Source organism: Mesorhizobium sp. P2_F8, assembly GCF_056403655.1.
The window spans coordinates 193,083-205,881 of record NZ_JBFUFB010000012.1 but is presented as its reverse complement, the minus strand read 5'-3'; the positions used below and the strand labels follow the sequence as shown (position 1 = coordinate 205,881).

Sequence of the window (12,799 nt, the reverse complement as noted above, 5' to 3'; positions counted from 1 at the left end):
CGTCAGTCCTTCAAGACCTGGGCGGCGTCGCCGCCAATCAGGATGCCGACCTTGCCGCCCTGGACGATACCGTCGCCGGTGCCACGGCTGTTCTGGCGCCGCACGATGAAGGGCTCACCATCGGCGAGGCGCAGATGGAAATGCGTGTCGGTACCGAGATAGACGATGTTCTCGACCGTGCCCGACAGCGAAGCACTGGGGCTTGCGGCGCTCAACTGCGCATGTTCGGGGCGCACGACGATGGTAACCTTGCCCTTGGGAACCAGGCCCTCCGGCAGCGAGGCCGGGATTTCCGTGCCCGACGACAGTTTTACCGTCGCGCGGCCTGCCGAAACACCAACCACCTCGGCCTTGAGGAAGTTCGACTCGCCGATGAAATCGGCGACGAAGCGTTCCGACGGCCGGTCGTAGATGTCGCGCGGCGAGCCGACCTGCAGGATCTTGCCGGACGACATCACCGCGATGCGGTCCGACATGGTCAGCGCTTCCTCCTGGTCATGGGTGACGAAGATGAAGGTGATGCCGGTCTCGTGCTGTAGCCGCTTCAGCTCGATCTGCATTTCCTTGCGCAGCTTGTAGTCGAGCGCCGACAACGGCTCATCGAGCAGCAGCACTTTCGGCTGCGGTGCGAGCGCCCTGGCCAGCGCCACACGCTGCTGTTGGCCGCCGGAGATCTGGCTGGTGCGGCGCGCGCTGAGCGCTTCCATCTTGACCAGCTTCAACATCGCGTCGACGCGCGCCTTGATCTCAGCCTTCGGCTTGCCCAGCATCTCCAGGCCAAAGCCGATATTCTCGGCCACGGTCATGTGCGGAAACAGCGCATAGGACTGGAAGACGGTGTTGACCGGCCGCTTGAACGGCGGCAGCGGCGCGATGTCCTGACCGTAGAGCAGAATTTCGCCGGCGGTTGGAAAGTCGAAGCCGGCAATCAGCCGCAGCAACGTCGTCTTTCCGCAGCCCGACGGGCCGAGCAGCGTAAAGAATTCGTTTTCGCGGATGGATACCGAGACCGTATCGAGGGCAGCGACTTGCCCTTCTCCTGATCCGAAAATTTTGCTTACTTTGACAACTTCAATCGCATTCCGATCCGGTTTGTCCGGCACGATTACGCCTCACTGTTGACCCCGCTCTTGCTGGCGGAATTTTCCCCTGTTCGATGTGAACACAAGGCCGGTATGTTGGCAAGCCCGGCACTGAATCACAGTTCAATTCGTAATTTGGCTAGCAAGCCTCATGCCACAGTCAGGCCTGATAGGTGATCTTGCCACCACAGATCGTCGTTACCGGATGCACCTTGTGCAACGCCTCCGGCGCGGTCGCCTCGATATCGGCCGAGAGCACCACCAGATCCGCCATATAGCCAGACTTCAGCATGCCCTTGTGGTGCTCGGCGAATTCGGCATAGGCGCCTTCGACAGTGTAGCCGGCGAGGGATTCATGCAGCGAGAAACTCTGGTCCGGGTCGCCTTCTGCCCACGGTTTGCGCAACACTGCCGCCTGGATGCCCAGGATCGGATCGATCGGCGACACCGGCCAGTCCGACGCGAAGACCACGCGCGCGCCGGCATCCTTCAAGGTCCGCCAGGCATAGCTCAACGGCCACCGCGCCGGCCCGATGCGCGATACGGTCGGCTCCAGCGGAAAATCCATGGCGCCAGGCGGGTGCGGCGGCTGCATGGAAGCGATGACGCCGAGTTCGGCAAAGCGCGGAACGTCGGCGGTGGTGGTGACCTCGATGTGCTCAACCCGGTGGCGGCTGTCGCGCTTGCCATTGGCCTTCTGCGCCGCTTCGTAACCGTCGAGCACCGCGCGCACGGCGCCGTCGCCGATCGAATGCACGGCGATCTGCAGCCCGCGTTTGTCGACGGCGACAGCCAGGTCGATGAATTGTTGCGGCGTGAACAGCGGCTCGCCGACCCAGTCCTGACGGTCGGCATAGGGCTCGACCATGACCGCTGTCCAGGAATCCAGCACGCCGTCGTAGAACACCTTGACCATGCCCGACGACAGCCACTCGCTGTTGTAGCGCTTGGCCATGTCGGACGCCTTTTCGAGCATGTCGAGCGTCATGAAATTCTTGTAGTGGAACGGTATCTGCACGCGGCAGGGCAGCCCTTCCTCCGCTTCGATCTCGGCCAGCAGCTCGAGCTGATAGAGATTGCCGTCCATGTTCTGGATCGAGGTGATGCCGTGGCGCGCGCACCAGGCCAACCCGCGCCGCATGATATCGCGGTCGGCGGCCCGCTCGGCCGCGGTCGGCATCGGGTCCGGCTCGCCGCCGGTGGCCAGGCCCAGCCGCACCCGGCTCTCGCCGGCAAGATCAAGCACCGGACCGAAGGCTTCGCCCTCGCGCAATTCGCCGCCGGCCAAGCCATCATCGCCCATGACGATCTCGTTGCCGGGGCCAAGCGTGCGCCCATGCAGGATGCCGGCCATTTCCAGCGCCCTGGTGTTGGCCCACATGGTGTGATGATCTGGCGCCGCCATGCAGAAGGGGCGATCGGGCAAAATGGCGTCGAGATGGTGTCGTGTCACCCGCTCGCTGCCGAGCACTGTGTAGTCGACGCCCTGCCCGACCAGCATTTTCGCATCCGGCTGGGTTGGCGCGTAGTCGCGGATCGCCTTTTGCAGCGCCTCGAACCCGTGAATACCCGTGAGCTGGAGGTGGGCAAGTTCAGCCCCGCCTGAAAACAGATGCATATGGGCTTCGATGAAGCCCGGGATCACCGAACCGCCCTTGGCGTCGATGACCTTGGTGGCCGGTCCCTTGAGCTCTTCGATGGAGGCGCGGCTGCCGATGGCGATGATGGCGCCGTCCTTGACGGCAACAGCCTCTGTGACGGGATTGTCATGGTCCATGGTCAGCACGCGACCGTTGATGACGATCAGATCAGCATTATGACCCGCACCCGTGACAGACATCGCGACTCCGCGCTTTTGACGACTGACTGAGACCGACAACCCTGTGCCCACGAGCGGCCACTCCACTGGAGCGGCGCTACGGACAAAAAACGATGCCAGCATGCTGTCTTCGAAATTCCCCTTGTTATCCCTGAAGACAGCGTGGATAAAGAATGCGACTGTTTATTCGCGTTTGTCAACATGCGGAATTTGGAATGTATTGTGGACAGCACCCTCCCCGTGTGTTGGGACCGGGCGGGGAACGGGGACATCAGGCAGTGAAGCGCAGTCTCGACCGCAAAACCAGGATAGCGCTCGAACCGCGCAAGCAGCCGCGCCAACAACGGTCGAGCAAGGTGGTCGACCGGATTCTCGACGCGGCACTGATCCTGACGCGGGAGCAAGGAACCAAGACGCCGACGACGCTCGCCATTGCGCAGCGCGCAGGCCTGTCGGTCGGTTCGGTCTACCAATACTTCCCCAACAAGGAAGCCATTCTTCTGGACCTCGCCCGGCGCTGGCTGTCCTCCTTTCCCGAAGTGATCGAGAAGCGCATCAAGGTCCCCCGGCCCACCAACCGCGAAGAATTCCGGCGCGAAGTGCGCAAGCTCTTTATCGACACGTCCAGTATCTATCTCGAGAACGCGACCCTGATGCCGGTGATCGAGGCCATTTCTGGCAATGCCGATCTCAGGCCTATCCAGGACGAATATGACGAGCAGATCATCGCGCTTTACGCCGCCTGGCTGCGGCATGTGAATCCTGTTCTCGAAGACAAGATCGCCAAACGGCTCGGCCTTGTGATGATGGAGGTCGGGCACGCCTGCCGGCTGGTCGGACTGAAGAGGGATCGCAGGACATACAACCTCATCGAGGACGATGTGGAAACCATGTGGCTCGCTCTGGTGAGCCCCTATCTCAACCTTGACTGATTTCGCACTTCGAGAGGAATTTCATGAAGACTGTCTATTCGCCGCTTCATGCTGGCCATGCCGGCCAGATGGAACTGGTCACCGCCGCGATCGTGCCGGGTTTCGAAATGCCCTCGCGGGCCGAATTCATCAAGGCGCGGGTCGAAAGCGAGAAACTGGGTCCGATCGTCCTGCCGCTCGAGCACGATCTTGCCGCCGCCAGGCGTATCCACAAGGCCGACTACATCGACTTCCTGCCGACGGTCTGGCCGCAATGGGTGGAAGCCGGCTTCAAGGGCTCGGCGATGCCCTTCACATGGCCGACCCGCGGCCTGCGCGGCGACGTGCCGCCTAAGCGCATCGACGCCCTGCTCGGTTACTATTCCTTCGATGCCGGGGCTACCTTCGTCGAAGGCACATGGGCCGCGATCAAGTCTTCCTATGACGTGGCGCTGACCGCCGCCGGCCTGGTCAAGGGCGGCGAGGCATCCGCCTTCGCGCTCTGCCGCCCGCCCGGCCATCATGCGGGGGCCGGATTCATGGGCGGCTATTGCTTCATCAACAACGCCGCTGTCGCCGCGCAATGGTTCCTCGACCAGGGCGCCAGCCGTGTGTCCATCCTCGATGTCGACTACCACCATGGCAACGGCACGCAGGAGATCTTCTATGACCGCGCCGACGTGCAGGTCCTCAATCTTCACGGCGATCCGATGGTCGAATATCCCTTTTTCCTCGGCCATGCCGACGAACGCGGTTCGGGCGCCGGCGAAGGCTTCAATATCAACTATCCGATGCCGTTCGGCACCGACTGGGACGCCTGGAATGCCTCGCTTGAAGATGCCTGCGCCAGGCTTGCCGCTTACGCGCCGGACGTCGTCGTCGTCTCGCTCGGCGTCGACACTTTCGAGAAGGACCCGATCAGCCAGTTCAAGCTGAAGACATCGGACTATCCCAAGATCGGCCGCCGCATCGCCAGGCTCGGCCTGCCGACGCTGTTCGTCATGGAAGGCGGCTATGCCGTCGAGGAGATCGGCGTCAACGCCGTCGGCGTGCTGACCGGCTTCGAGGGCAGGTAAATGCCGTCGCCCCAAAAGCGTCAGCGATTTTGGGGCACCGACGGCAGAAGCAAAACCAGGGACAGGGCGGCGTTGCCGCCCGGTTCTCGCGATCAGGTTGCGGCGCCGGTGCTCGGCACGACCGCCGGTGCGGCTGCCTTGCGTGAGCGGCCGAAATAATAGACCGCCGCCGCCGCGATGACGCCGGCGGCCAGGATGCCCGCCGCCAGAACCGGCCGATACCAGAACCAGGCGATGGCGATCGTCGTCGTGCCGACCAGGATCGCCAGGAAGAAGGCGATGATGCCGGTGCCCATCCGCGCCATGCTGCCAAGGAACGGAATGACGTCGAGGATCACCCCGATCGGGCTGAGGAACAGGGCAAAGCCGATGGTCAGCAACAGCAGGCCGGCAGCGCGCAGCAGCCAGGTGATCAGCGTGTTTGCGCTGACGACTTCGGCAAACATCTTGTCGGCCGGGACAGTGCCGGTGTCGACCATCAGCAATTCGTCGCCGGCCACCGTCTGGTAGGGTTCGAACCGGCTGCCGGCCTGACGTGCCACGATGCTGACCACGCCGAGCGGCGCCAGTTCGTAGCCGATGCGGTAGTCGCCCAGCGCTGGCGTCGTGGTGTCGACGCCGAGATAGATCCTGCCGTCGACGATGCTGAGCGGCCTGCTGCCGGTATAGGCGGCCTTGATCGCGGCTGACTGACTGGCCGACAGCGAATAGTCCTTGTCACCCTCGATACGATCGAGCACCGGCTGATCGAGCGTGAAAGCACTGAGCTTGCCTTCCGGAATCTGGAAGGTCCGGCTGTGGATCGCCATCGGCGGATTCTGGTGGCCGTCCGGCTTCTTGAAATCCGAGGAGTCGATCTGGCTGTCGTCCCACACCTTCGAATAGCTGTAGGTGGTGACCGTCTCTTCGCCGCCGCCAAGTTTCTTGGTGGTCTCGGATTTGGACTCTTCCTTCCACTGGTACATCTCGACGTCGCGCGACAGGCGCAGCCCTTGCGCCGCGATACCGAAATCCGGATCGGACAGGCCGCTGTCCGCCGTCACCGGCCCGCTGACATGCACCAGCCTGCCGTCATTGGCGGCATCGACACTGTCGGCGCTGATAGAGACCACGGCGCCAGCCCCTTCGGCGAGCGAGCGTGCCGTCTGCACCGCGCGGCCCTCGTTCCAGAACAGGCCGATCACCATCAGCACGATCAAAAGCAGGCCGAAGATGACACCACCGACCGCGCGCTTGATCCGCCCGAACCACGAGACGGATGTAACTTCCCGAAATGAATCGCTCATCGTTTCCCCCGAAACCAACAGTGCCAAGATTTGCGCGCGGCCGGCGGCCGCGCATTGAACCGATCAATCGGCGTGGATTTGCGCACCGCAATCCTTGGCCGAAGCACAGGAATGCACTGCCCGCGTCGTGCCACCGTCGCCGACCCGCCATGGCGAGGCGGACAGCGGCGCTTGCTGCTTGCCGCCGAAAAGGTCAAGCGCCCGCATCGCCGTCTGCTCGCCTTCCTCGTCGCGCTTGACGATCTCGACATTCCTAAGGCCGATCGCGGCAAGCTGCGGCATCACCACATCCGGGTCGCCCGCCACCACGATCAGCGATCGATCGAGCGAAGACAGTGCCCGCGCCTGCTTCTGCACCGCACCGAGCGTCAGCTGGGTGCGCGCCGTCATCCGGCTCTGCTGGTCCTCCAGCGTCGAACCGGAGCCGACGGCACCGATCAGCGAACCGAACAGGCCGGCCGAAGTCTCCGCCGATCCGGCCAGCGCCCGGCGATAGACCGTCACCGTGCGGTCGACCTCGTCCTGCGCCACCGGTAAGGTGGTCAGGCCGGCAAAGCCTCTCAGGATCTCGGTGATCGCCGGACCGGTGTTGGCTCGCTCGACGGTGGTTGCCACCACCAGCCCGGAACCGGCTTTCATCGGGCTCAGTAGATAGCTCGACACGCCATAGGAATAGCCCTTCTCCTCGCGGATCACCGAGTTCAACCGGCTGGAGAAATCGTCGCCAAGCAGATTGGCGACCGCGGTCGACTCCGCGCGCTCGCCCTCGTCGGTGCCGGGCGCCGGCCGCGCCACGAACAGCGCCGACTGGCTGGCGCCGGGCTCGGGCACCAGCAGCACTTTTTGGCCGTCATTGAAATGCGCCGCCGGCGATGGCTCGACCGCATAGCCGACGGCGTCATCCGCCCACGTGCCGAACGCCTTTTCAAGGCTTGCCGCCACCGTCGCGACCGGCATCGGACCGACGCTGTAGAACGTCACTGCCTTCGGCGTGAACTCCGTCTTGAAAGCGGACCTGGCATCGTCGAGCGAGATCGAGGCCAGCGCCTTGGCCGACCAGTCGATCGCTGCCTTGTCAGGCGCCTGTGGAATAAGCGCCGTCTTGGCCGCGCGGCCGGCAACGCCCGGCAGGTCCGCCTCGCGGCCATTGAGCCAGTCGACGGTCTGCGCCATCAGCACGCTCCAGTCGGCTTTGTCGAAACGCGGCTTCAGCACCGCATCGGCAAGCAGACCGACACCTTGGTCCAGTTTTTCCGGAGGCACGCCAAGCGTCATCGCGGTGGTCAAGTATCCGGCCTGGTAGCCGACGCTGGCGCCGATATCGCTGGTGGCCTTGGCGAAGTCGGCCGAGCCGCGCTCGCCGGCGCCGCGCGTCGCCATACTTGCGGCAAGTTCGAGCAGCCCTTCCTTGCCTTCCGGCACACTGTTCCAGCCGCCGTCGGCGCTGGCCGCCACATAGACCATCGGCGCTTCCGGCATGGTATAGTGGACGAGCTTGATGCCGTTCGTCAGCGTCGCCGTTTCCATGGCGGGCAACACCGCCGAAGGCGCCTCGCCGGCCTGGTGCTTCGGAATATCGATCGCTGCCCGCTCCGGCGCCGTGAACGGCTGCGGCGTGCCGGACGATCCGATCAGCGCGTCGGGGTAGCCGCCGCGCGGACCCGGCTTCAACACCAGCACGCTGGCATCTTCCGGCCTCAGCAGCCGCTTCATCGTTGCTTCGACATCAGCGACGCTGGCGTTCTTGACGCGCGGATCGTCGACCAGCGCGCTTTGCGCGTCGCCGAGAATGTCGGCGTTGTAGGAAACCGTGCCGGCGCGATCCTTCAGCGCTTCGCTGCCGAGCCGCGTGGCCAGCAATATGCCGTTGCGCGCGCGTTCGACATCGGCCGGATCGAGCGGCATCTTCTGGAAATCCGCGAAAGCGGCTTTCATCGCGCCTTCCAGCGCTTTGGGCGTCACGCCTGCCGCCGCGCCCGCCTCGAAGGTGAAGCGGCCGCCAAGCAATCCGCCGGTCCAGCTCGCGCTGGCATAGGTGGCGACGCCCTGTTCCGAGACGAGGCGATTGCGCAGGAAGCCATATTCGCCATTGCCGAGCAGTTCGGCGGCGATGCTGAGCGCGCCATTGTCTGGCGATTGCGCCGCCGGGCCGCTGAACCCGATCACGACGACGGGGCTCGGCACACGGTCCTCGAGCACCAGCTTGAGTCGGGCCTGCGTCGGCTCGGGCACTGCTGGCCGCGCCACATCGGCGCCGCGCGGCACCCGACCGAACGTGTCGGCAATCAGCGCCTTGGTGTCATCGACCTTGAGGTCGCCGACCAGCACCAGCACCGCATTGTTGGGCAAATAATAGGTGTTGAAGAAACCGCGCACGTCGTCCAGCGTCGCCGCATCGAGGTCGGCGACCGAGCCGATGACCATGCGGCTGTAGGGATGCGGCTTCGGGAACAGCCCTGACCAGAAGGCCTCCCAGCCGGATGCGCCGGCCTTGTCGAGTACATTCTGGCGCATCTCGTTCTTGACCACCGAGCGCTGCAGGTCAAGCTTGGCCTGCGTCACCGAGCCGCCGAGATTGGCCATGCGGTCGGCTTCCAGCGATAGGATCATCGGCAGCGACGACGACAGCCCGTCGACATAGAACACGGTGCCGTCCTCGGTGGTCCAGGCATTGATCTCGTTTCCGAGCGCGGCATGCGCGCCGAACACGTTCGGCCAGGCCGGCGTGCCGGAAAACATCAGGTGCTCGAACAGATGCGCGAAACCCGAGCGGCCGGCGGGTTCATTCATCGAACCGACGCGGTAGCGCAGGTTCATCACCACCTTCGGCGCCCGATGGTCAGGCACCAGCACCACCTGCAGCCCGTTGTCGAGCGCATAGGTGACAACAGGCTCGGCCTGTGCGGGGGCTACCGCCCACGCACCGATCAAGATCGCAAGCATCACCGTGAACGCCAGGAAAACCCGCTTCATGATCACCCCCCATGCCGATGGCCGCGAACAAGCGCTGCCCATCTCGCCCAGCCCGACCGAAGGGACGCCCATCCCTGCCGGTCAGCGGAAACCTATCGGAATCGATCGGCCCTCGATATGCCAACTTAACAACAACGTCTGGCTTTTTCGTGTCGGCGTTTCCGTGAGCCAAGGGTGGTGAAAGGGCTTGGGAGTCCGCCTCTGAGTCGCATGCGAGTCCATCGGATTCGATTTTGTCAAATCGCGTTTGATGTCAGATTCAACTGCGGGTAGATTAGACCCGAATCAGCCGGTCCTAGGGGGGCGCGGCAACCACCCAAAGTCTCTTGTTCCGGAGTTTTCCGGCACCAGACGCGGACGGCTTCGCGTTCCCTGAATGGATTCGGATCTGGTTGGCGCAGCCCTGCGCCAAGCGTGTGTCTTCGTCAAAGTAATGCGTATTCAGGTTCGGCGGCTGGCACCCAGCATCCGGACAGCAGAAACGATTCCGGCCAAAAGCAACAAGAATGAGCAGTCCCGCCGCGCTTCTTCAATCCGATACATTGGGCTCGCGCCTGACGTCGCGCGGTGATCTCACAAGCTTTTTCATGCAGCTGACCGCCGAGATCGGCGCCGACAGCTACATGCTGGTTGCCATTGTCCACGACCAGGACCGCAACGATGCTCGCATCGTTTCGTCCAACTGGATTTTCGACGCCATCGAGCTGATCGGCAAGCGGCTGATCGCCGGGCTTGCACAAGGCGCGCTCACCGTCGCCCCCGGCATCCGCCCGAGACCGCTGGTGGCATCGCAGGCGCCCGAGACAGACGGGTTGATCACCGGCGAGGAGGCCCGCCTTCTCGATGTGCTCGGTCATGCCGAGGTCTATTCACTCAAGCTGAATGTCGGCCGCCAGCGCCTGTTCGCTCTGTTCTCGGCAGCGACTGCCGGCAGCATCGACCAGCCGGCGCTGATGAGGGCGCAGCTGAAATGCTGCTACGCGCTCTCGCACATCCCGCAGCTGATTGCCGCCGCCGCCATGCAGGATCCGCTGTCGGACCGCGAGCGCGAATGCCTGTTCTGGGTCTCCGAAGGCAAGACCACCGACGAGGTCGCCGTCATCCTTGGCGTCTCCTCCAACACCGTCAACAGCTACATCACCCACGCCATCCAGAAATTCGCGGCCAGCAACCGCGCGATGGCCATCGCCACGGCGATCAGGAGCGGCATCATTTGAAACAGGCCGATATCAAGGAGGCTGCCGAAGCCCTTTTCAACGAGCAGCGCAACCCGTTCGGCGCCTTCTCGCTCGGCTCCGAGACCCATCACGCCGTCACCATTCCAGACGCCGTGCGCCGCTGCCGCTGGATCGCCGTCGACATCAACGCCTCGGCCTTCGGCCTGTTCTTCGTCAGCCCGTCGGCCGAACGGGCACGGCTCGTGCCCTGCCTCGATTCCGACTATCCCGGCGTTGCCGTGGCGACCAAGTTCATTTCAGGCGCCAATGGCGAGGAGATCGTGCGCCACACCCGCAACTCGACGGAACCGCGCTGGTGGACCGACGACGGCATCGCCGCCATGGCGGAGACGTTCGGCAATCTCGCCTGGACCGAGCAGATGGCACCGCTGGCGCCTGGCACGAGCGGCATCGCCTTCCCCGTCCATGCCGAGCGTGGGCAATGCGGCCTTGTCGTCTTCCTGGGGTCCGAGATCGTCCTGCCGCAGGACGCGCTCTACGAGATCCATGCCCGCTGCTTTTCACTGTTCGCCGCTGTCGCCCTCATGCGCCCAAGCGATACCGGCCGCATGCGCGCGATCTCCAAGCGCGAGCTCGAATGCCTGAAGCTGACCGCCAATGGCAACACCAGCGAGGAGATCGCACGGCTGCTGAAGCTTTCGGTGCACACCGCCAACCAGTACCTGACGCAATCCACCCAGAAGCTCAACGCGGTCAACCGCAACCAGGCGGTGGCCAAGGCGTTGCGGCTGGGACTTATCGAATAGGGCAATTCGAGGATCTTGCGGCTGATGCGTGTCGCTCAAAAGCGGCCCGGTTTTGGGAAAACGACATGCATGGAAGCAAAGGCTTAAAGCGGCTCGCATGAGTCCGTTTCGACGAGACGCGCTTTAAAGCTCGGAAGCGGCCGATGTTCAGCGAAAGGCCAGCGGCTCGACCCTGCGGATGCGCGCCTGTTCGATCACCGCCTCGAGCAGGGCCGTGTTGTGCTCAGGGTCTTCGCCCGGCTTCTCGAACGAGACATAGTTGACCACCACGGAAGCACCGTGCTCGCTCAGCGTCAGCTGGAAATAGACGGTGACACCCGGCGGCCTCAGCTCCAGATCGAGCACGATGCGCGGGCTGCCCGTCCAGTCGACATGCGCCTCGCCGCCATGGCCGAGCCGCAGCGTGCCCGGCATGAAGAACAGCTCCACCGCCGAATCGACCAGATCCGACAGGCACGCGAAATGCTCCAGCCGGATGAAGGCGATGTAGTCGGCGACATCGATCAGCCGGAGTTCCCCCACCACTTGCTCGATGGCGCTGGCGACGATGATCTCGCGGGAGTTTGCGTGCGGTTGCCGGTTCATGAAATCTGTCTGCGCTCAGCCTTTTTCGAGTAGACGACCCGCACCAGTTCGGCGACGGCCTGATAGAATTGTGACGGGATCACATTATCGACCGAAACTTGCTTGTACATGGAGCGAGCGAGCGCCACGTCCTCGAAGATCGGGATGTTGTGTTCCCGCGCGATCTCGCGGATTTTCAGCGCCACCAGGTCCTGTCCCTTGGCCAGCACGATCGGCGCCGAATCCTCGTCGCGCACATATTTCAGCGCAATCGAGAAGTGGGTCGGGTTGGCGATGATCAGCGTCGCGCGCGGCACCGCCGTCATCATCCGTTTGCGCGCCCGGTCGCGCGCCAGCGAGCGCAGCCGCGACTTGACGATCGGGTCACCCTCGGACTGCTTGAACTCGTCCTTGACCTCCTGCTTGCTCATGCGCAGGTCCTGCTTCCAGTGGAAGCGCGACCAGACGATGTCGACCGCCGCGATCAGCCCCATGACGAAGACGATCGCCACCAGGATGTCGACGGCGATGCCACGGATGACGAGGCCGAACGCAACCGGATTGGTAATCATGCCGGCGAGCAGTTTGCGGTGGTCTTCCGACAGCGTGAAGCTCAGCACGACGATGGCGAAACCGACCTTGCCGAGAGACTTCAGGAACTCGACCCAACCCTGAATGCCGAACAGCCTGTTCCAGCCCTTGGCAATCGAGATGCGCGAGAGTTGCGGCCGGATCCGCTCGCCGACGAATTGCGGCATGTTCTGGAACACCGAGGCGCCGACACCGGCAACGCTCAACAGCACCAGCAGACTGACGATGGCGCGGCCCACCTCCAGGAGGACGATCTTGTAGAGCGCGATGACGTCGGTCTCGGTGTCCATCGGCCAGGCTTCCGGCTTCTCCAGGAACATCGACAGAAACATGCCGAGATCGATGATGGCGTCCTTGGCGTAGAAGACAGTGAACACCAGTATGGCGACGAAGGATGCCAGCAGCGCCGTTTCCCGCGAATGGGGCAGCTTGCCCTGTTCGATGGTGTCGCGGATCTTCTTTTCCGTCGCCTCTTCGGTTTTAGAATCCTTGTCGACCGCGTCAGCCATGTCG

The 12,799-nt window shown here is 63.6% G+C and carries 10 protein-coding genes; 4 read left to right on the top strand and 6 right to left on the bottom strand.

Translation table 11 applies throughout. The annotated features are described in order from the left end of the window. Window positions 1–2 precede the first annotated feature (2 nt). On the bottom strand, window positions 3–1,103 hold the full coding sequence (locus tag AC1DZP_RS27295) for a polyamine ABC transporter ATP-binding protein (protein ID WP_184876476.1): 1,101 nt from the start codon (window positions 1,101–1,103) through the stop codon (window positions 3–5). Between the two features lie 139 nt (window positions 1,104–1,242). Next, complete coding sequence (locus AC1DZP_RS27290) at window positions 1,243–2,922, bottom strand: amidohydrolase (RefSeq protein WP_477306672.1); 1,680 nt, start codon at window positions 2,920–2,922, stop codon at window positions 1,243–1,245. Between the two features lie 257 nt (window positions 2,923–3,179). Here AC1DZP_RS27290 and AC1DZP_RS27285 point away from each other — a divergent pair, with 257 nt between their 5' ends. Both AC1DZP_RS27285 and AC1DZP_RS27280 read left to right on the top strand, forming a co-directional pair. Continuing rightward, entirely contained in the window at window positions 3,180–3,833 is a 654-nt protein-coding gene (locus AC1DZP_RS27285) for a TetR/AcrR family transcriptional regulator (RefSeq protein ID WP_095084491.1), read from the top strand. Between the two features lie 23 nt (window positions 3,834–3,856). Further along, window positions 3,857–4,888: a histone deacetylase family protein gene (locus AC1DZP_RS27280; RefSeq protein ID WP_095084492.1), complete on the top strand. Its 1,032-nt coding sequence runs from the start codon at window positions 3,857–3,859 to the stop codon at window positions 4,886–4,888. A gap of 92 nt (window positions 4,889–4,980) precedes the next feature. Here AC1DZP_RS27280 and AC1DZP_RS27275 read toward each other — a convergent pair whose 3' ends face one another. Continuing rightward, a complete protein-coding gene (locus AC1DZP_RS27275) occupies window positions 4,981–6,174 on the bottom strand; it encodes a TMEM43 family protein (RefSeq protein ID WP_477306670.1) in 1,194 nt (397 codons plus the stop codon). Window positions 6,175–6,237: 63 nt separating this feature from the next. Then, on the bottom strand, window positions 6,238–9,147 hold the full coding sequence (locus AC1DZP_RS27270) for a M16 family metallopeptidase (protein WP_477306668.1): 2,910 nt from the start codon (window positions 9,145–9,147) through the stop codon (window positions 6,238–6,240). A gap of 506 nt (window positions 9,148–9,653) precedes the next feature. Between AC1DZP_RS27270 and AC1DZP_RS27265 the strand changes: the two genes are divergently transcribed. Next, window positions 9,654–10,364 (top strand): helix-turn-helix transcriptional regulator, encoded by a 711-nt coding sequence (locus tag AC1DZP_RS27265; RefSeq protein WP_477228060.1) that lies wholly within the window; start codon window positions 9,654–9,656, stop codon window positions 10,362–10,364. Next, entirely contained in the window at window positions 10,361–11,131 is a 771-nt protein-coding gene (locus AC1DZP_RS27260; protein ID WP_457151607.1) for a helix-turn-helix transcriptional regulator, read from the top strand. Before AC1DZP_RS27265 ends, AC1DZP_RS27260 begins: the two co-directional genes overlap by 4 nt. 147 nt (window positions 11,132–11,278) lie before the next feature. Here AC1DZP_RS27260 and AC1DZP_RS27255 read toward each other — a convergent pair whose 3' ends face one another. Beyond that, on the bottom strand, window positions 11,279–11,716 hold the full coding sequence (locus AC1DZP_RS27255; protein WP_477306666.1) for a hypothetical protein: 438 nt from the start codon (window positions 11,714–11,716) through the stop codon (window positions 11,279–11,281). Continuing rightward, entirely contained in the window at window positions 11,713–12,795 is a 1,083-nt protein-coding gene (flhB, locus tag AC1DZP_RS27250) for a flagellar biosynthesis protein FlhB (RefSeq protein WP_095084498.1), read from the bottom strand. The genes AC1DZP_RS27255 and flhB overlap by 4 nt, the downstream gene beginning before the upstream one ends. Window positions 12,796–12,799 lie beyond the last annotated feature (4 nt).

What these genes read in the sequence shown, in the direction of transcription:
- AC1DZP_RS27255 (WP_477306666.1), bottom strand. Translation starts at nt 11,716, where the DNA reads ATGAACCGGCAACCGCACGCAAACTCCCGCGAGATCATCGTCGCCAGC.
- flhB (WP_095084498.1), bottom strand. Translation starts at nt 12,795, where the DNA reads ATGGCTGACGCGGTCGACAAGGATTCTAAAACCGAAGAGGCGACGGAA.
- AC1DZP_RS27280 (WP_095084492.1), top strand. Translation starts at nt 3,857, where the DNA reads ATGAAGACTGTCTATTCGCCGCTTCATGCTGGCCATGCCGGCCAGATG.
- AC1DZP_RS27265 (WP_477228060.1), top strand. Translation starts at nt 9,654, where the DNA reads ATGAGCAGTCCCGCCGCGCTTCTTCAATCCGATACATTGGGCTCGCGC.
- AC1DZP_RS27270 (WP_477306668.1), bottom strand. Translation starts at nt 9,147, where the DNA reads ATGAAGCGGGTTTTCCTGGCGTTCACGGTGATGCTTGCGATCTTGATC.
- AC1DZP_RS27290 (WP_477306672.1), bottom strand. Translation starts at nt 2,922, where the DNA reads ATGTCTGTCACGGGTGCGGGTCATAATGCTGATCTGATCGTCATCAAC.
- AC1DZP_RS27275 (WP_477306670.1), bottom strand. Translation starts at nt 6,174, where the DNA reads ATGAGCGATTCATTTCGGGAAGTTACATCCGTCTCGTGGTTCGGGCGG.